This is a genomic window from Denitromonas iodatirespirans (genome assembly GCF_018524365.1).
In the GTDB taxonomy this organism is placed as follows: domain Bacteria; phylum Pseudomonadota; class Gammaproteobacteria; order Burkholderiales; family Rhodocyclaceae; genus Nitrogeniibacter; species Nitrogeniibacter iodatirespirans.
Map to the genome: position 1 here is coordinate 54,757 of NZ_JAEKFT010000019.1, position 18,742 is coordinate 73,498.

Below are 18,742 nucleotides of genomic sequence, written 5' to 3' on the forward strand. Positions count from 1 at the left end.
CCCGGCGAACGAAACGCCTCACACCGACAACCGCGACAGGTCGGCGACCCGGTTCATCTGGCGCGCCAGCGCGGCCAGCAGCGCCAGCCGGTTGGCGCGGATCAGCGGCTCCTCGGCCATCACCATGACGTCTTCGAAGAAGCGGTCCACCGCCGCGCGCAGGCCGGCCAGCAGCCGCAGCGCCTCGGTATCGTCTTCGTTGTCATAGCAGGCGGCCAGTTGCGGCGACAGCGCATTGAGCTGCTCGAACAAGGCCTTCTCGGCCGGCTCCTGCAGCAAGGTGACGTCCGGCGCGCCCGGCGGCGTGTCGGTTTTCTTGAGGATGTTGACGATGCGCTTGTTGGCCGCGGCCAGCGCTTCGGCCTCGGGCAGCGCACGGAAAGCGGCCACCGCGGCCAGCCGTGCCGGCACCCGGTCGATGCGCATCGGGTTGAGCGCCAGCACCGCGTCGATCTCTTCGCCGGCGTGGCCGGCTTCGCGCAGCAGATGGCGCAGGCGGTCCTGCATGAAGACGAGCAACGGCTCGGCCACCGGTTCGGTGAGCGTGTGCGCGTCGAAGCCCTGGACAGCGTCAGCGACAAGGGCCGAGAGGTCGAGCGGCAGCGGCGTTTCCATCAGGATGCGCAGCACGCCGAGCGCCGCGCGGCGCAGACCGAACGGGTCCTTGTCGCCGGTCGGCACCTGGCCGATGCCGAAGAAGCCGACCAGCGCGTCGAGCTTGTCGGCCAGCGCCACGGCGGCGGCCACATTGCCCTGCGGCAAGGCATCGCCGGCAAAGCGCGGACGATAATGCGCCTCGATGGCATCGGCCACCATGTCGCCTTCGCCGTCGTTGAGCGCGTAGTAGCGGCCCATCACCCCTTGCAGTTCGGGAAACTCGCCGACCATGTCGGTCACCAGATCGGCCTTGGCCAGCCGAGCAGCACGCCGCGCGGCCGTCTCGTCGGCGCCGAGACGGGCGGTGATCTTGCCGGCCAGCGCTTCGAGGCGCCCGACCCGGCCGAGCACGCTGCCCAGCTTGTTGTGATAGACCACGCTGCCAAGACGCTCGATGCGATCGGCCAGCGGCTGCTTGCGGTCGGTGTCGAAGAAGAAGCGCGCATCGGCCAGGCGCGGGCGCACCACGCGCTGGTTGCCGGTGATGATGTTCGACGGATCCTGCGGCGCCATGTTCGAGACGATCAGGAAGCGGTTGAGCAGCTTGCCCTCGGCGTCGAACAGCGGAAAGTATTTCTGGTTGGCCCGCATGGTGAGGATCAGGCATTCCTGCGGCACGGCCAGGAAGTCGGCCTCGAATTCGCCCACATACACCGTCGGATGCTCGACCAGCGCGGCCACCTCATCGAGCAGATCGGCGTACTCGTCGAGGCTGGCGCTCTGCCGGGCCGCCTCGGCGGTGAGCTGCGCCTCGATCTCGGCACGGCGCTCGTCGAAATTGGGGATCACCTTGCCTTCGGCCAGCAAGGTGGTTTCGTAGGCATCGGCGTTGGCCACGGCCAGTTCGCCACGGCTCATGAAGCGGTGCCCCATGGTGACGTTGCCGGCGTCCAGATCCAGCACCCGCCCCGGCACGACGCGTTCGCCATGCATCAGGATGAGCTTGTGCACCGGACGCACGAACTGCGCCTCGCCGGCGCCCCAGCGCATCACCTTGGGAATCGGCAGTGCCTTGACGGCGATGCCGACCACCTCGGCCAGCACGGCGTCGAGCGAGGCGCCCGGCACCTGGCTGGTGTAGAACAGCGCCTCGGCCTTGCCGTCCATGCGGCGTTCGAACTTCGGAATCTCGGCCGGATCGATGCCCTTGGCTTCGAGCTTCTTGAGCAGCGGTGCCTTGGGCGTGCCGTCGGCCTCCAGCGCCACGGCCACCGGCATCAGCTTCTCGGTGACTTCACGCGCGGCGGCGGACTCGCGCACGGCGGCGATGGTTACCGCCAGGCGGCGCGGCGAGGCGTAGGGGCGGCACACGGCGTCGGCATCGGCCAGATCGCGCGCCACCAGTTCTTCATGAATGCGGCGGGCAAAGGCTTCGCCCAGGCGCGGCAGGGCCTTGGGCGGCAGTTCTTCGGTGAGCAGTTCGACGAGCAGGGTCGCGTTGGGCATCACGCGGCCTCCTTGGAATTCGGTTGAGCCTCGCCCAGCATGGGGAAGCCGAGGGCCTCGCGCGAGGCGAAATAAGCGGCCGCCACGCTGCGCGACAGGTTGCGGATGCGGCCGATGTAGGCGGCGCGCTCGGTCACCGAAATGGCGCCGCGCGCATCGAGCAGGTTGAACGAGTGACCGGCCTTGAGCACCATCTCGTAGGCGGGCAACGCCAGATTGGCCTCGATCAGCCGCTTGGCTTCAGACTCGTAGCCGGAGAACAGCGAGAACAGGAAGTCGACGTTGGCATGCTCGAAGTTGTAGGTCGACTGCTCGACCTCGTTCTGGTGATACACGTCGCCGTAGCTCACCGGGCGGCCGTCGGGGGCGACCGACCACACCAGGTCGTACACGTTCTCGACGCCCTGCAGATACATGGCCAGGCGCTCGAGACCGTAGGTGATCTCGCCCAGCACCGGTTTGCAGTCGATGCCGCCGACCTGCTGGAAGTAGGTGAACTGCGTCACCTCCATGCCGTCGAGCCACACCTCCCAGCCCAGGCCCCAGGCGCCCAGCGTGGGGTTCTCCCAGTCGTCCTCGACGAAGCGGATGTCGTGCACATGGGTGTCGATGCCCAGCGCGCGCAGCGAATCCAGGTACAGCTCCTGGATGTTCAGCGGCGACGGCTTCATCACCACCTGAAACTGGTAGTAGTGCTGCAGACGGTTGGGGTTCTCGCCATAGCGGCCGTCCTTGGGACGGCGCGAGGGCTGCACATAGGCCGCATGCCAGGGCTCCGGGCCGATGGCGCGCAGGAAGGTGGCGGTGTGCGAAGTGCCGGCGCCGACTTCCAGATCGTAGGGCTGGAGCAGCACGCAGCCGCGCTCGCCCCAGAAATTCTGCAGGCGGAGGATGATTTCTTGAAACGTCGGTTTTTTCACGGACATGGGCGCAGCGGCCGGGTGAGGGCCGCGAGAGAAGCAAAACGCCGATTTTACTGGCTATTGGCCCGATGTCGAAGCGGCATCATGCCTTTTGTCATGTCGACGGCCATCGGCAGCGCCGATTGCCCCCCGACTCAACGCCGCCAGCGACGCCACATCGCCGGCAACAGGGCCAATCCCGCCAGCGCCAAGGCCAGCGCATCGCCCCAGCGCAGGTAGGGCGTGAGGCCGGTCATGCCTTGCACCGAGAGCGTGAGCACGTCGCGGGTGAACGGTGGCAACATGCCGACGACACTGCCGTCGGGCCCGATGGCGGCGGTCATGCCGGTGTTGGTGGCGCGCAGCATCGGCCGGCCGGTCTCCAGCGCTCGCACACGGGCGATCTGCAGGTGCTGCGGCTGGGCGAAGGAATCGCCATACCAGGCCAGGTTCGACAGATTGACCAGGATGCCCGCCTCGCCGGCGCGGTGGCGGATCTCCTCGCCGAAGGCATCTTCGTAGCAGATGTTGAGCGCGAGGCGCTGGCCGGCCAGCTCGATCAGCGGCTGATCGGCGCTGCCGCCGGTCTGGTCCGACATGGGAATCTTGGCCAGGCGGTAGAACCAGTCGAAGGTCGGCGGCGAATACTCGCCGAAAGGCACCAGATGCTGCTTGGCATAGGTCTGCACCGCCCCGTCGCCGACCGTGCGGGCGGCGTTGTAGATGCGCCCCTCGGCATCGCGCATGAAGACCCCGACGATCGCCTCGCCGCCCCCCTTGGCAGCGCTGGCGCCCATCGCGGCCAAGTAGCCGACGGGCAGATGGTCGGCCAGCATCGGCAGCGTCGACTCGGGTAGCACCACGATCTGCGCCGGATGGTTGCGCACCAGCTCCAGGTTCAGCGCCAGCCACTGCTGCAGCCGCTCGGGCTGCCATTTGAGATCCTGCTCGATATTGGTCTGCACCAGGGCCACGCGCACCGGTTCGCCGTCGGGCACGGTCCACGTCACCGAGCGCAGGCTCTGGCCCAATCCCAGCAACAGCACGGCCGATACGCCCCACGGCAGCAATCGCCCCGGACCGCGCTGGATCATGATGCCCAGCCCGGCGGCCAGCATGGCCACCAACGCGCTGACGCCGTAGACGCCGAGCACCGGAAAAAATCCGGCCAGCGGGCTGGGCGGCGTCTGCGAATAGCCGATGGCCAGCCATGGGAAACCGGTCAGCACCCAGCCGCGCAGCCACTCGCTGAGCGCCCACAGGCCGCCGGCCAGCAAGGCATCGCGCGCCGAGCGCCCGCTGCGCCAGCGCACGAACAGCGCGCTGGCCAGCGCCGGCCACAGCGCCAGGTAGGTGCAGAACAGGAAAATGCAGAACCCGGCCAGGACCGAGGGCATGCCGCCGAAGCGGTGCAAGGCCACGTACAGCCAGGAGACGCCGCCGAGGAATGCACCCAGCCCCCAGGCCAGGCCGATGGCGAAGCCGAAACCGGCCCGCCGCTGGCGCGCCAGCAGACCGAAGAGCACGGCCAGGCTGACGACAGCGGCAGGAAACAGCTGAAACGGAGCAAAACCGAGGACCGAGGCGATGCCGGCGAGCATCGCCACCAGCGGCAGGCGAAGGCGCATCAGGACTCCGCGGGCGCGGGTTTGGGGCCGAGCTCGACCAGCAGGGTGTGCACCCGCCGGCTGTCGGCGCGCAGCACCGTGATGCGAAGGCCGTCGAGCAAGATCGTCTCGCCGCGCTTGGGCAGGCGGCCGAGGTGGCGGATCACCAGGCCGCCGATGGTGTCGCAGTCTTCTTCGCTGAAATCGCGGGCGAAGGCCTCGTTGAAGTCTTCGATTTCGGTGGTGGCCTTGACCCGGTAGCGGCCTTGCTGGTCGATGCGGATGTTGTCTTCGACCTCGTCGAAGTCGAACTCGTCCTCGATGTCGCCGACGATCTGTTCGAGCACATCCTCGATGGTCACCAGGCCGGCCACGCCGCCGTATTCGTCCACCACGATGGCCATGTGATTGCGGCTGACGCGAAACTCGCGCAGCAGCACGTTGAGACGCTTGGACTCGGGCACGAACACCGCCGGTCGCAGCATGTCGCGCAGGTCGAATTCGCGCCCGGCAAAGTAGCGCAGCAAGTCCTTGGCCATCAGGATGCCGATCACGTCGTCGCGGTTTTCACCCACCACCGGGAAGCGCGAATGGGCGGTGTCGATGACCGTGTCGGCGATGGCCTCCATCGGCGCGTCAAGCTGGATGACGTCCATCTGGGCACGCGGCACCATCACTTCGCGCACCTGCATGTCGGACACCTGCAAGGCGCCTTCGATGATCGACAGCGCATCGGCATCGAGCAGATTGCGCTCGAAGGCGGAATTGAGCAGCGCCATCAGCTCGTCGCGATCTTCCGGCTCGGGGGACAGCAAGGCCGACAGGCGGTCCAGCAGACTAGGTCGACTCGGGGGGTTATCCATTCAGCGGGTCAGGCTCACAGCGGAAAAATCGGTCATCGGGGGTAAATCATTGCGCATACGGATCAGGATAGCCGAGGCTGGCCAGAATCTCCCGCTCCATCGCTTCCATGGCGTCGGCATCGGCGTCGTTTTCATGGTCCATCCCCTGCAGGTGAAGCATGCCGTGCACCACCAGGTGCGCCAGATGGGCGCTCAGCGATTTGCCCTGCGCCTCGGCCTCGCGCACCACCACGGGCAGGCAGATCACCAGGTCCCCGGTCAGCGCGCCGTCCGATTCATCGTAGACAAAGGTCAGCACATTGGTGGCGGTGTCCTTGCCCCGGTAGGTTTCGTTCAGATGGCGCCCTTCGGCCTCGCCGACCCAGCGCAGCGTCACGCGGGCGTCGCGCAGCAAGGCGGCACGGGCCCACTGGCGGATCTGCTTCTTGCGCGGGCGCAGGCGCTTGCCCTCTTCGTCGGCCGGCACCGCGTTCTGCACGCTCAAAGTCAGCGTCGGCTCGGCGTCGAGCTCGGAGCCGCCGGGCAAGGCCTCGACCTGCAGCATCAGCAGATTGCAGGCGGCCGGTTTCAGGCTGATGACAGGCACGCCGTCGGCGGTTTCGGCCTGCAGCTCGACATCGCCCTCGTCGGCGAAGGGCAGGCCCAGCGTCAGCGTGCGTCCATCCGGCCAGCGCAGCTCGATGGCCTCGGCCTTGAGCGCCCGGCTACGGCCCTGGCTGTCGATGGCATGAAAGCCCGGCCGCTCATTCGTCTTCGTCATGCGTGCGCTCCTTGTTGCGCTCCCGCTCCGCCTTCTCGCGGCGCTTGTTCATCAGTTCGTAGGCCTCGACGATGCGCGCCACCAGCGGGTGACGCACCACGTCTTCCTTGAGAAATTCGGTAAAGGCAATGCCGCGCACGTTGGACAGGATCTCGCAGGCTTCGCGCAGGCCGCTGCGCGTGCCGCGCGGCAGGTCGACCTGGGTGAGGTCGCCGGTCACCACCGCCTTGGCGCCGATGCCGACGCGGGTGAGGAACATCTTCATCTGCTCGGGCGTAGTGTTCTGCGCCTCGTCGAGGATGATGAAGGCGCGGTTGAGCGTGCGCCCGCGCATGAAGGCCAGCGGCGCGATCTCGATGATGCCGCGCTCGAACAACTTGCCCACGCGCTCGTAGCCGAGCAGGTCGTTGAGCGCGTCGTAGAGCGGGCGCAGGTAGGGGTCGACCTTCTGGCTCAGGTCGCCGGGCAGGAAGCCGAGCCGCTCGCCGGCCTCGACCGCCGGTCGGGTCAGGATGATGCGCTCGACATGCTCGCGCTCGAGCGCATCGACCGCGCTGGCCACGGCGAGAAAGGTCTTGCCCGTGCCCGCCGGCCCGATGCCGAAGGTGATGTCGTATTCCTGGATCTGCTTGAGGTATTGCACCTGGCGCGGCGTGCGCCCGTGCAGATCGGGCTTGCGCGTGAGCAGGGCCGGTGCGTCGTCATGCAGCTCGCCCTCGTTGGCCAGCTCGATCAGCCCGAGCTGGATGTCGTCCACGCTCAGATGTTCGTTCGACTGCGCGTAGAAATGCTTGAGCGCATGCACTGCCCGCTGCGCCTTGGCCGGCTGGCCGAGCAGCGTGAAATGCTCGCCGCGCCGCGCGATGGCGATGTCGTAGGCCGCCTCGATCTGGCGCAGGTTCTCGTCCAGGGTGCCGCACAAATTGACGAGCCGGCTGTTATCCAGCGGCTCGAGGACCAACTCCAGGGTTTTCGCCACTCAGTGTTCCCGCGTCACGATGTCGCCGCGCAAACTGTGCGGCAGTGCCGAGGTGATGGTGACATCGACGAACTGGCCGATCAAGCGGGCGTTGCCGGTGAAGTTGACCACCCGGTTGTTGTCGGTGCGCGCCGCCAGCTCGTCGGCCGACTTCTTCGACGGCCCTTCGACCAGCACCCGCTGCACCGTGCCGACCATCGCCTGGCTGATCGCCTGGGCCTGCTCGTCGATGCGCTTTTGCAGCCGCGCCAGCCAAGCCAGCTTCTCGGTCTGCGGCACCGGATCGGCCAGATCGGCCGCCGGCGTGCCCGGCCGCGCGCTGTACACGAAGCTGAAGGAGGCATCGAAGCCGACCTCGTCGATCAGCTTCATGGTTTTCTCGAAATCCGCCTCGGTCTCGCCGGGGAAGCCGACGATGAAGTCCGAGGACAGCGACAGATCCGGCCGCGCGGCGCGCAGCTTGCGCACCACCGACTTGAACTCCAGCACCGAATAGCCGCGCTTCATGGCTGCCAGGATGCGGTCGGAACCCGACTGCACCGGCAGATGCAGATGCGACACCAGTTGCGGCAGCTTCTCGTACACCTCGAACATGCGCGGCGTCATCTCGCGCGGGTGCGAGGTGGTGTAGCGCAGGCGCTCGATGCCGGGGATGCCCGCCACGCATTCGAGCAGGAAGGCAAAATCGCCTGTATCCGTGCCGGTCTTGGTCAGCGTACCGCGCCAGGCGTTCACGTTCTGCCCCAGCAAGGTCACTTCCTTGACGCCCTGTGCCGCCAGCGTCGCCACCTCGGTCAGCACGTCGTCCAGCGGGCGCGACACTTCCTCGCCGCGGGTATAGGGCACCACGCAGAAGGTGCAGTATTTCGAACAGCCTTCCATGATCGACACGAAGGCACTCGCCCCCTCGACGCGGGCCGGCGGCATGGCGTCGAACTTTTCGATCTCGGGGAAGGAGATGTCCACCTGCGAGCGGCCCGAGCGGCGGCGCTCGGCGATCATCTGCGGCAGGCGATGCAGGGTCTGCGGGCCGAACACCAGGTCGACATACGGCGCACGCTTGACGATGGCCTCGCCCTCCTGGCTGGCCACGCAGCCGCCCACGCCGATGATCAGGTTAGGATTTTGCTGTTTGAGCAGGCGCACCCGGCCCAGGTCGTGGAACACCCGCTCCTGCGCCTTCTCGCGCACCGAACAGGTGTTGAACAGGATCACATCGGCGTCTTCCGGCGTGTCAGTCTTGACCAGACCTTCTTCGGCGCCGAGCACATCGACCATCTTGTCCGAGTCGTACTCGTTCATCTGGCACCCGAAGGTGCGGACGAAAACTTTCTTCATGCCCGCCCCCTCACTGCTTCTTGCGCGCAGCCAGTGCCGCCCGTTCGTCGGCCGAGAGGATCCAGATGCGGTTCACCAGCCCCTGGAAATCCGTCTTCACCGCAACGGCGTACTTGCCGTACAGATTGGCCGGCAGCACGATCATGTTGTCGGCATTGCGCACCTGCGCCGCCGGCGACAGCAACACCTTGTGCTCGCCCAGCATCACCGATGCCCCACCCTGCGCCACCATGGTGGTCAGCACGGCATCTTCGGGCAATTGGCGCAAACTCTGCGCCCCGCCGACAGACGGCAGACAAAACACCGCGAGCGCGGCACACAACACAGCAAGACGTGAAATCAAAGCAGAACCCGAACCGTTTCGCCCATGGCGAAACCCTTAAGCGGCAAGGCGAAGATGTTCGCCGAAGCCCCTCGAAAAGTCAATGCAAGCGCCTGATTCGACACACCAAATCCAGCACACGGCAGCCCCCGGAGCCCCTGTATTTTCATCACGAAGCGCTTGACAACCCCGCCCGCCTCTCCTAGCATGCCGGGCTCGGCGGTGATGTAGCTCAGACGGTTAGAGCGATGGATTCATAACCCATAGGTCGGCAGTTCGATTCTGCCCATCACCACCAATCGAATTCGAAAGCCGTTGATCCCACCGGGTCAGCGGCTTTTTTGCGTCCGCCGCCGCGACCGTCACATTTCCGACACCTCGGCTTAACAAAAACTTCCTTTGCCCGCACACCGGCCAGCTTCTTAGACTCCCCGCTTCTCTTCAGACAGGGTGAGCCTCCGCCGATGGCCTTTCCGCGTGCAGTTTCCCTGATCGTTGCACTCACGGCGGCCTGTCTGACCGGAGCCTGTTCGGTGCAACGACTTGCCGTCGACCGACTCGGCGACGCGCTCGCCGCGTCCGGAACGCAGTTCGCCGCCGACGACGACCCGGCCCTGATCCGCGATGCGGCGCCCTTCTCGCTCAAGTTGATGGAAAGCCTGCTGGCCGAGCGGCCCGGGCACGCTGGCCTGGCGCTGGCGGCGGCACGGGGTTTCACCCAGTACGCCTACGCCTTCGTCCAGCAAGGCGCGGACGAGATCGAAGCGACGGATGTGGGCGAGGCCTTCGCCCGGCGTGAGCGCGCACGGCGCCTCTACTTGCGCGCGCAGGGTTACGGTCTGCAGGCACTGGCCTCGGCACATCCGAGCCTCGATACCCGACTTCGCACCGACCCGGCGCAAGCGCTCGCACCGACCACCCAGGCGGACGTGCCCGCGTTGTACTGGACGGGCGCTGCCTGGGCGGCGGCCATCGCGCTGTCCAAGGACGACCCAGACGCCGTTGCCGACCTGCCGCTGGTGGGCGCCATGATGGACCGGGCGCTGGCGCTCGATCCGGCCTTCGACGACGGCGCGCTGCACACCTTCATGATCACCTTCTCGATGGCGCGCGCCGGCGAAGCCGCGCCGGCAGCCACGGCGCGCCGGCATTTCGACGCCGCGGTTGCGCTGTCGCAAGGCCGCCAGGCCGGGCCGTATCTGGCCCTGGCCGAGGCGGTCTCGGTGAGCGAGCAGAACCGCGCCGAGTTCCTCGCCTTGCTGGACACCGCGCTGGCCATCGACGCCGACGCCACGCCCGCCCATCGCCTGGCAAACCTGATTCTTCAACGGCGCGCCCGCTGGCTGCAGGGGCGTGTCGACGAGCTCTTCCTGGAGTAATACATGCCCGACCGGATTCGCCGCCTCTTCCTGATCCTGCTCGTTCTCGCCACCGGCCCGGCCCTGGCCGAGAAGGTCACGCTGCGCCTGGGCACACTGGCGCCGAAGAATTCGCTCTACCACCGCGCCCTGCTCGAAATGGGCGAGACCTGGAAGGCGGCGCAGGGCGACGGCTCGAAGCTGATCGTATTCACTGACGGCGCCCAGGGCGGCGAGTCCGACACCGTCAAGCGCATGCGCATCGGCCAGCTCAACGGCGGCCTGCTGTCGGTGGTCGGGCTGCGCGAGATCGATCCGAGCGTGTCGGCGCTGCAGACCATTCCGCTGATGTTCCGCAGTTGGGAAGAGGTCGACTACGTGCGCGAGCAGCTGCGCCCGGCGATGGAGAAGCGTTTCTTCGACAAGGGCTACGTGGTCTTGTCCTGGGGTGACGCGGGCTGGGTCCGCTTCTTTTCGCAGCGGCCGGCCGCCGCGCCGGACGACTTCAAGTCGATGAAGATGTTCACCTGGGCCGGCGAGCCGGAGCAGATGGAAGTGATGAAGGCGCTCGGCTACCAGCCGGTGTCGCTCGAAACCGCCGACATCCTCCCCGCCCTGCAGACCGGGCTGATCGAAGTCGTACCGGCCACGCCCTACTACGCGCTGGCCGCGCAGTTCAACGGCCCGGCGCCGCACATGCTCGAACTGAACTGGGCCCCCATCGTCGGCGCGCTGGTGGTCACCCGCAAGGCCTGGGAGGGCATGAGCCCGGCCGGCCAGACGGCGCTGCGCGAGGCGGCCCGCGCAGCCGGTGAGAAGATGCGCGCACAGGCCCGCACCGAAGTGGATGAGGCGGTGGCGGCGATGGTCAAGCGCGGGCTCAAGGTCACCCGGCCGAGTGCCGAGCAGATGGCCGCCTGGCAGGCGCTGGCCGAGTCGGTCTATCCGCAGATCCGCGGCCGGCTGGTGCCCGCCGAGACCTTCGACGAGGTCACCCGCCTGCTCGCCGAGTTCCGCGCACGCAACAAGTAAGCCCCTTTCCGCCCACCCCGGGTGCCGCGCCAGGCACCCCGCCGGATTCATTCATGCCCCTGCCTGCCGAAACCACGCCGATCTACGACGCCCCCTCGGAACGCGCCGGCCCATGGTGGAAGCTGCACCGCGTCGAAGACACCGTGCTGTCGCTGGTACTGGCGACGATGGTGCTGTTGCCGGTGCTCGAGATCGCCTTGCGCAGCACGCTGTCGGTGGGCGTGGCCAACGCCGCCGCGCTGGTGCAGCACGGCGTGCTGCTGGTCGGCATGCTCGGCGCGGCGGTGGCCGCGCGCGAGGGGCGGCTGCTGAGCATCGCCGGTCTGGGCCGCTGGCTGCCCGAGCGTTTCCACTGGGTACACCGCGCCGCGGCCGGCGGTCTGGCGATGGCGGTGACCGGCGTGCTCGCCCACGCGGCATGGAACTTCGTCGCCGTCGAGCGCGAGGGCGGCAACCTGCTCGCCTACGGCGTGCCGGTGTGGTGGGTGGAGGCGGTGATGCCGGCCGGCTTTGCACTGATCGCGCTGCGGCTGTGGATCCGCTCGGGCGAGCGCGTCGCCGACCGGGCGCTGAGCCTGGCGGTGGCGGCCGGCCTGCTCGGCGTGGCAACCCTCAGCGCCACCGCCACGCCGGTGGTCGCGCTGCTGGCGCTGGCCGTGCTGCTGGGTGCGCCGGTGTTCGTGGTGCTCGGCGGCATCGCGCTGTTGCTCTTCGCTGGCGACGATCTGCCGCTGGCGGCGATCCCGCTCAACCACTACCAGCTCACCGTCAATCCCTCTCTGCCGGCGATCCCGCTGTTCACGCTGGCCGGCTATTTCCTCGCCGAGGGCGGTGCGCCGGCGCGGCTGATCCGTGTCTTCCGCGCGCTGTTCGGCCGCTTTCGCGGCGGGGCCGCGCTGGTCACGGTGCTGCTGACCGCCTTCTTTACCTCCTTCACCGGTGCCTCGGGCGTCACCATCCTGGCGCTCGGCGGTCTGCTCATGCCGCTGCTGCAAGGCGTGCGCTACCCGGAGCGCTCGGGCATTGGCCTGATCACCAGCGGCTGTTCGCTCGGGGTGCTGATCCCGCCCGCGCTGCCGCTGATCCTCTACGCCATCATCGCCCGCCAGCCGATCGAAACCATGCTGCTCGCCGCGGTGGTGCCGGCCGCGGTGATGACCACGATGCTGGTGCTGCTGGGCATCTGGCGCCAGCCCAGGGACACGGCGCCCACACCCTTCGACCCGGCCGAAGCGCTCGCCGCGATCAAGGCCGCCAAGTGGGAGCTGGCGATTCCGCTGGTGACCTTCGGCGGGCTGGCCAGCGGCCTGGTCACACCGACCGAGACTGCCGCGCTGACCGCGCTGTACGCCTTCATCGTCGAGGTGTTGATCTACCGCGACCTGTCGATCACCCGCGACCTGCCGCGGGTGATGGCTGAGTGCGGCCTGCTGGTCGGCGGCATCATCCTGATCCTGGGCATGGCGCTGGGCTTCACCAATTACCTGATCGACGCGCAGATCGCCGACCAGGTGTCCGAGTGGGTGCAGACCAGCATCGCCTCGCTCTGGGTGTTCCTGCTCGCGCTCAACGGCTTGCTGCTGCTGGTCGGCGCCTTCATGGACATCTACTCGGCGATCATCGTGGTAACGCCGCTGATCGTGCCCATCGGCCTGGCCTTCGGCGTGCACCCGGTGCACCTGGGGGTGATCTTCCTGGCCAACATGGAGCTCGGCTTCCTGACCCCGCCGGTGGGCATGAACCTGTTCTTCGCCTCCTACCGCTTCGGCACGCCGATCGGCGAGGTCGCCCGCGCCGTGCTACCGGCGCTGGCCGTGTTGGCCGTCGGCGTGCTGCTGATCACCTACATCCCGGCCTTCTCGATGTGGCTGCCGAATGTGCTGCTGCGCTGAATCGACCTACTGCACCGCCCCGCCGGCCACCGGCTCGGTCGCTTCGCGCACCTTGTCGCGATAGGTTTCGAGGAGGTTCTCCAGACGCACCCGGCCGATACCGGTGAAGGGCTCGCCCTCGCCGAGCGCATCGAACACGCCCTTGTTCTGGTAGGCGTCGAGCAAGTCGTCCACCGCGCCCACCAACTGTGCGTTGTGGTTCCGGCAAATGCTCAGCGCCGCATCGGTGTCGCGCAGCCCGGCCTCGGCCTGGCGCCGTCCGGCCACCTGCGCGTTCAGCTCGGCGCGTACCTGGTCGAGCAGCGCTTGCGTTTCGGCCTGCGTGCGCGTCCGCTCGGCCAGTTCGACCTCCAGCGCGCGCTTGTCTTCACTCAGCCGCGAGGCCGACGCCGCCGCTGCATCGCGCCGGCCGGCCGCCTCCCCGAGCTTGGCTTGCAGATCGGCATTTTCCGCCCGCGCGGCCTCGGCATCAGCCTTGGCCGCCTCGGCCGCCTGTTGAGCGTCTCGCGCCGCCTGCATGGCCTGACGCACCTGCAAGCGAAGCTGGCGCAACTGGGCGTCAGCAGAACTCTGCGCCAATGCGGGCGGCATCAACACCCCGATGCACACGGCCAGGAGAGCATGTCGCAACATGGTCAGTCTCCTCAGAACTTGACGGCGAGGTCGAGCTGGAGGGTGTCGACGCCGAACTGCTCGCCGCGCAGCAGCGTCGGGCTGTCCACGGTCTTGGCCGAGCTGTACTTCAGGCCGAGCGACGTCCGGTTGTCGAGTCCGTAGGCGAAGCTGAGCGTGTAGCCCTTCATGTTGGTGCCGCCAAGGCCGAAGTCGGAATCCGTGAAGGCGTCCAGCACCGAGTCCGAGCCGACATTGCGGTAGGTGATCGACGCATTCCAGTCGCCGACTTCCTTGATCGACGGCATGCCGACGGCCAGCCGCAGCAGATAGGCGCGATCACTGCCATCGCTCATGCGCAAGCCTGTCCGGCGAAATATCTCGTCGCGGTCGAACGCCAGGTTCTTGACGTATTCGGCCGACACCATCACATGCACGGGGTCGAAGCTCGCCAGATCCGCCGTGGCGGTCAGGACCAACGGCTTGAATTTGGCGGCCAGGCCCCAGATCGGATTGCTACCGGATTGCGCCGGAAAGGCGGTACCGTCGAGGCTGCTGTTGGTGGTGAACAAGGTATTGCCCTTGGCGCGCAAGCCCGTTTCGTAGCCATACTGGCCGTAGGACGCGCCGGCGCCGACCCCCAGGGTGTAGGCGTTGTCGACGCGTCCTTCGATGTTCTTGTAGTCGTACTGGGCCACGCCGAAGCGGAAGCGCACGTCCTCCGCCGCCCGCAGGTTCAGGCCCAGCTGCACGCCCTGCAACGAACGGTCCTCGCGCTGTCCCGGCGTTTCGGGCCTGAGCGGGAACCAGCCCGCCGTCACGAAGGGGCTGATGCACCCGCCCTTGAACGGATAGCTGGCGGTGGCCGCCACGCCCTCGAAGTTCAGGTCGTCGTCCCACACCAGATCCGTGGCAAACCACGGGTTGGGGATCCGCCCACCCGACAGCTTGAGCCACTCGAAGGGCGCATAGTTGATGTAGGCCCGGTCGAGCACGAAGGTGTATTTGTTGAGATTCTGGCCCAAGGTCTGGTTGGTGGACACGCGGTCGCCGGTGTTGCCGGTCGCCATTCGCACACCGGCGCTCACGCTGTTCGACAGCCGCGCCAGCACGCCCAGCCGCGCCCGAACCCGCCAGCGATTGACGTCGTCGGTCACGTTGCCGATGGCCGTGCCGTTGTCCGACACCTCCGCCGCACCCGCGTTTCGGGTGACGTACGGTGCGCCGCTGCCGGACACCGCCGGCACGCCGGTGCCCGGCGTCACACCGAGCGCATTGGCGTAGTTGGCGGCCGGCGTGTTGTCGTCGGCATAGCGATCCGACTGGAAGCGCAGCCGCACATCGCCTTCCCACTGGATACGCGACACCCATTCCGGAATGGCGTTCGGTGCGGCCCAGCGGTCTTCCTTGGCCTCGGCCAGCACTTCCTGCTTGATCTCGTCGCGGATCTGGTCGCGGACGATCTGCGGCACATAGGGAATCCGCACCGCTCCCGCCGCCGGCGCCTCGGCCGCCTTTTGCGCCACCGCCTGAGCGGCGCGGCGCTCGGCTTCCTGCACCATGGCATCGGCCTGCTCGCGCTTGAGCACGCCGTTTTCGACCAGCACTTCGATCAAGCTCATGGTCGTGTGCTGCAGCGCTTCGAGCGATTGGCGCTCATCGGCGAACGCGGTCGAGCAGCCCAGAGCCAGGGCGATCGCGAGGGGGAGGGATTTCATCTGGGTCATGGCTATCGTCGTCAGGCCTTAACCGGTCACCCGATTGGTGATCCGGACGGAAATGGGTTGGGGGAGTTTTTCCGGTGGCAGCTCGGACACCGGCGGCAAGTCCGTCAGGGCCGTGCGCAGCTTCGTATCCATCTCGGCGCTGCCGGTGCTGTCGATGAGTTCGGCGCGGCGGATCGAGCCGTCACCCGCCAGCCACACACGCAGCTTGACGCGATAGTCCATCCGCTTGATCTCGGATCGACGCGCCAGCGCCTGCTGTAGATGGCGCTGCAGCATCCGGGTGTAGAAGGCGAACTGCATGGCGTTGCCGCCACCGATCTCGCCGCCGATGTAGTCCTGCGACACGTCACCCGCGGCAAACGGGCTCGGCCCGTCGCCGGCCTCGCCTTCCATCTTGATCTGCTCGGCGTCCTGCGGCTTGGGCACGTCCTGCGGCTTGGGCGCATCCAGCTTGACCTGCTTGGGCGCCTCCTTCGGCTCGGGCTTGGGTTGCTCCTTGGGCGGCGGCGGGGGAGGCGGCGGAGTATCGGGAATGATCGTGATCTTCGTCACCTGGCGCGCCGGGCGCTGCGCCTCGCCGCCGAGACTCTGCACGAGCAGCACCGCCCCACCGATCATCGCGGCCACCACCACCGCCAGACCGAACTGACGCGCACGGCGACGCCACGGCGCCTCGAAGAGCTCTTCTTCGGCCAGACCGCTCATGTGCCGATCCGCGCCGTGATCAGGCCAAGACCGTCGATCTGCAGGCGATTGACCAGATCCACCACCTCGATCACCTTGGCGTACTGGGTCGCCGGGTCGCCCTTGACCATCACCGCCAGCTTGGGGTCGCGCGCCTTGGCGGCGAGCAGCTGCCTTTCCAGCTCGGCCGGCGTCACCCCCACGCCGTTGATCATGAAGCGCCCCTCGGGCGAGATCTGCACGATCTTGGTCTCGTGCTTTTCCTCGCTCGGCGTGTTGCTCGGCTTGGGCAGGTTCATGGTCAGCCCCTGCACCGAGGCGGTGGTCATGATGATGAACACCACCAGCAGCACGTAGGCCAGATCGAGCATCGGCGTGACGTTGATCGAGTCGTAGGGTTGGGTGTCGTTCTGGATCTGCATCACTGTGCCCGCTTGGTAACCAGGCCGATCTCGGTGATGCCCAGCCGCTTGCAGACCTCCAGTGCCAGCATCACCTTCTCGTACTGCGCACTGGCATCGCCCTTGAGCACCACCGGCAGCGCCGGGTTGAGCGCCTTCATCTGCGCCAGGCGGGTCTCAAGCTGAGCCATGTCGACCGGGTAGGCGTCGAGAAACACATCGCCGTCGCGGGTGATGGTGATGGCGCGGGTCTGCGGCTTGGCCAGATTCTCGGCCGCCGTGGTCTGCGGCGATTCGACCTTGATGCCCTGTACCGAGGCAGTGGTCAGGATGATGAACACTACCAGCAGCACGTACGCCAGATCGAGCATCGGCGTGACGTTGATGTCGTCGTAGGGCTGGTTGTCCTCGCGGATGTCGGCGGACATGGCTTAACGGTCGTAGACTTCGGCGATGCGGGTAATGAACTCATCGACGAAGATGTGCATGTCCGCCGAGATGTTCTTGATCCGCCCGGCCAGGTAGTTGTAGCCGAACAGTGCCGGAATCGCCACGGCCAGGCCGGCCACCGTGGCCAGCAGCGCCGCAGCGATACCCGGCGCGATGGCATTGACGTTCACATCACCGGCCGCCGCGATCGCCGCAAAGGTGATCATCACCCCCACCACGGTACCGAGCAGACCGAGAAAAGGACCGCCCGAGATGGCGATGGTCAGCAGCACCATCTTGTCGTTGAGGCGGTGCGACTCGCGCACTAGATCGGCATCGACCGAGGCCTTGATGGCATTGAGCGAGGCGCCGGTCAGGTGCTCGCGGCCATCCGCCACCCGCTTTCCGACCTCGCGCACCCCGGCCGAATACAGCCGGAACAGCGACGAATGCGCATGCGCCCTGCCCTGCGCGATCGACAGAAAATCGTCCTTCGCCTCGCGGAAGTGCTGCAGGAAGGCCCGATTGTGGCGATCCACCCGGGCCACGAACTGCGCCTTGGCCACCATCACCAGCAACGCAATGGCGAACATCACCATCAGGATGATGATCACCACCCAGGCATCGACCGTCAGGTTGTCGACCAGCACACCAAAGTAGGAATGCCCGCCCTCGTCGGCCGCCTCGCCAGCATCTTCGACCACCCGCAGCAGGCGGCCTTCGGGCCCCTGCGCCGCCACCGCCAGCTTCACCCAGTCGCCGCTGCGCACGGTGTTGCTGATCTGCAACTCGTCGAGCAGGCCGACAAAGCCCTCGCCGATGCGCACCGGCGCCTGCAGCAAGGGCAGCTGCACCTCGCCGGCCGCCACCTGATCGCCATCGACATAGAACACCACCTTGCCGCCGCCCACGCTCACCGCCACGTGATGCCAGGCCCCGGCGCCCACGCCGCCGCCGGTGACATCCCCGGCCGGCGTGCGCAGCACCAGCGTGCCGCCGACCAGGTCGAGGCGCACCCCGTCCTGTTGGTAAAGCGTGCCCTCGGTCACCCCGTCGTCGGGACGCAGCCACATCGACAACGTCAGCCCGCGCGACCCGTCCAGCGCCAGCGCGGCCGACGGCGCAATCTCCATCGCCTGCGTGCCGTCGAAACGTGCGCTGGCGCCGAGCAACCCGGCCGTCTCGATCGCCACCGGCGCTGTCGCCACGTTGGCATGTTTGCTCGAATCCACCGGCGGTGCATCGCCCTGCGCAAAGTGGAAGACCGCCGCGGTGCTGGCGTCATAGCTGCCGGCCGCATCCTGCTCGGCCGCCGCGCCGACATTGCCGACATAGACGAACACCTTTTGGTCGGCCATCTGCGGCGCCACCTGCGGCACCTGCACCCAGGCCAGCGCCAGCTCGTCGGTGCTGTTATAGCGTTCGATATGGAATTTGAGCGGCGTGAGGTCGTCCGCCGCCATGAAGCGCAGATCGCTGCCGTCGAGCTTGGCACCCAGAAAATCGAAGTTGCCGCTGTGCAGGCGCACCGGCACCGTCACCATCGACGCCGCCGGTACCGCCACGCCGGTCTCGGCGGTGGTGTCGATGACCACCGCGCGGCGCGCGGTCCAGGCTTCGTTCCACCAGGCATGCGCGCTCACCGGCAGGGCCAGCGCAAGGACGAGGGCAAACAGTTTCTTCATGGCAACTCGGGCTCCGGACTCAGCCCGTCATGATGGCCATGGCGTGTT

The 18,742-nt window shown here is 67.3% G+C and carries 17 protein-coding genes and 1 tRNA gene; 4 read left to right on the forward strand and 14 right to left on the reverse strand.

The genetic code is table 11. The features are described from left to right. Positions 1 to 18: 18 nt before the first annotated feature. The 8 genes from glyS to I8J34_RS16095 form a co-directional block, all read right to left on the reverse strand. Positions 19 to 2,103, reverse strand: a complete 2,085-nt coding sequence (glyS, locus tag I8J34_RS16060; protein WP_214362645.1) for a glycine--tRNA ligase subunit beta — start codon at positions 2,101 to 2,103, stop codon at positions 19 to 21. Further along, a complete protein-coding gene (glyQ, locus tag I8J34_RS16065) occupies positions 2,103 to 3,029 on the reverse strand; it encodes a glycine--tRNA ligase subunit alpha (RefSeq protein WP_214362646.1) in 927 nt (308 codons plus the stop codon). The genes glyS and glyQ overlap by 1 nt, the downstream gene beginning before the upstream one ends. Before the next feature lie 131 nt (positions 3,030 to 3,160). Continuing rightward, positions 3,161 to 4,633 (reverse strand): apolipoprotein N-acyltransferase, encoded by a 1,473-nt coding sequence (gene lnt / locus I8J34_RS16070; RefSeq protein ID WP_214362647.1) that lies wholly within the window; start codon positions 4,631 to 4,633, stop codon positions 3,161 to 3,163. Next, complete coding sequence (locus tag I8J34_RS16075) at positions 4,633 to 5,475, reverse strand: CorC family transporter (protein ID WP_214362648.1); 843 nt, start codon at positions 5,473 to 5,475, stop codon at positions 4,633 to 4,635. Before I8J34_RS16075 ends, lnt begins: the two co-directional genes overlap by 1 nt. 46 nt (positions 5,476 to 5,521) lie before the next feature. After that, entirely contained in the window at positions 5,522 to 6,235 is a 714-nt protein-coding gene (ybeY, locus tag I8J34_RS16080) for an rRNA maturation RNase YbeY (RefSeq protein ID WP_214362649.1), read from the reverse strand. Beyond that, a complete protein-coding gene (locus I8J34_RS16085) occupies positions 6,219 to 7,214 on the reverse strand; it encodes a PhoH family protein (protein ID WP_214362650.1) in 996 nt (331 codons plus the stop codon). The genes ybeY and I8J34_RS16085 overlap by 17 nt, the downstream gene beginning before the upstream one ends. Next, on the reverse strand, positions 7,215 to 8,552 hold the full coding sequence (miaB, locus tag I8J34_RS16090) for a tRNA (N6-isopentenyl adenosine(37)-C2)-methylthiotransferase MiaB (RefSeq protein WP_214362651.1): 1,338 nt from the start codon (positions 8,550 to 8,552) through the stop codon (positions 7,215 to 7,217). Between the two features lie 10 nt (positions 8,553 to 8,562). After that, complete coding sequence (locus I8J34_RS16095; protein ID WP_214362652.1) at positions 8,563 to 8,811, reverse strand: hypothetical protein; 249 nt, start codon at positions 8,809 to 8,811, stop codon at positions 8,563 to 8,565. A gap of 284 nt (positions 8,812 to 9,095) precedes the next feature. Here I8J34_RS16095 and I8J34_RS16100 point away from each other — a divergent pair. The 4 genes from I8J34_RS16100 to I8J34_RS16115 all read left to right on the forward strand — a co-directional run bounded on the left by I8J34_RS16100 (position 9,096) and on the right by I8J34_RS16115 (position 13,156). After that, positions 9,096 to 9,172: transfer RNA gene (locus tag I8J34_RS16100), tRNA-Met, on the forward strand. A 235-nt stretch (positions 9,173 to 9,407) separates the two neighbouring features. After that, complete coding sequence (locus I8J34_RS16105) at positions 9,408 to 10,253, forward strand: TRAP transporter TatT component family protein (RefSeq protein ID WP_214362653.1); 846 nt, start codon at positions 9,408 to 9,410, stop codon at positions 10,251 to 10,253. 3 nt (positions 10,254 to 10,256) lie between these two features. Then, positions 10,257 to 11,264 (forward strand): TRAP transporter substrate-binding protein, encoded by a 1,008-nt coding sequence (locus I8J34_RS16110; protein WP_214362654.1) that lies wholly within the window; start codon positions 10,257 to 10,259, stop codon positions 11,262 to 11,264. Positions 11,265 to 11,317: 53 nt separating this feature from the next. Further along, positions 11,318 to 13,156 carry a TRAP transporter large permease gene (locus tag I8J34_RS16115; protein WP_214362655.1) on the forward strand — a complete coding sequence of 613 codons (1,839 nt, stop codon included), beginning with the start codon at positions 11,318 to 11,320 and terminating at the stop codon, positions 13,154 to 13,156. Positions 13,157 to 13,162: 6 nt separating this feature from the next. Here the strand turns inward: I8J34_RS16115 and I8J34_RS16120 are convergent, their stop codons facing one another. From I8J34_RS16120 to I8J34_RS16145, 6 genes are read right to left on the reverse strand one after another with little or no spacing between them, the layout of a single operon-like run. After that, positions 13,163 to 13,789, reverse strand: coding sequence for a hypothetical protein (locus I8J34_RS16120; protein WP_214362656.1), 627 nt, complete (start codon positions 13,787 to 13,789; stop codon positions 13,163 to 13,165). 11 nt (positions 13,790 to 13,800) lie between these two features. Continuing rightward, a complete protein-coding gene (locus tag I8J34_RS16125; RefSeq protein WP_214362657.1) occupies positions 13,801 to 15,495 on the reverse strand; it encodes a putative porin in 1,695 nt (564 codons plus the stop codon). 18 nt (positions 15,496 to 15,513) lie between these two features. Further along, the gene (locus I8J34_RS16130) at positions 15,514 to 16,200 is read right to left on the reverse strand and encodes an energy transducer TonB family protein (RefSeq protein WP_214362658.1); all 687 of its coding nucleotides are present in this window, start codon (positions 16,198 to 16,200) and stop codon (positions 15,514 to 15,516) included. Further along, positions 16,197 to 16,601, reverse strand: a complete 405-nt coding sequence (locus tag I8J34_RS16135) for an ExbD/TolR family protein (RefSeq protein WP_214362659.1) — start codon at positions 16,599 to 16,601, stop codon at positions 16,197 to 16,199. The genes I8J34_RS16130 and I8J34_RS16135 overlap by 4 nt, the downstream gene beginning before the upstream one ends. Further along, positions 16,601 to 17,008: an ExbD/TolR family protein gene (locus I8J34_RS16140; protein ID WP_214362660.1), complete on the reverse strand. Its 408-nt coding sequence runs from the start codon at positions 17,006 to 17,008 to the stop codon at positions 16,601 to 16,603. The genes I8J34_RS16135 and I8J34_RS16140 overlap by 1 nt, the downstream gene beginning before the upstream one ends. Before the next feature lie 3 nt (positions 17,009 to 17,011). Further along, a complete protein-coding gene (locus I8J34_RS16145; protein WP_214362661.1) occupies positions 17,012 to 18,694 on the reverse strand; it encodes a DUF2341 domain-containing protein in 1,683 nt (560 codons plus the stop codon). Positions 18,695 to 18,742 lie beyond the last annotated feature (48 nt).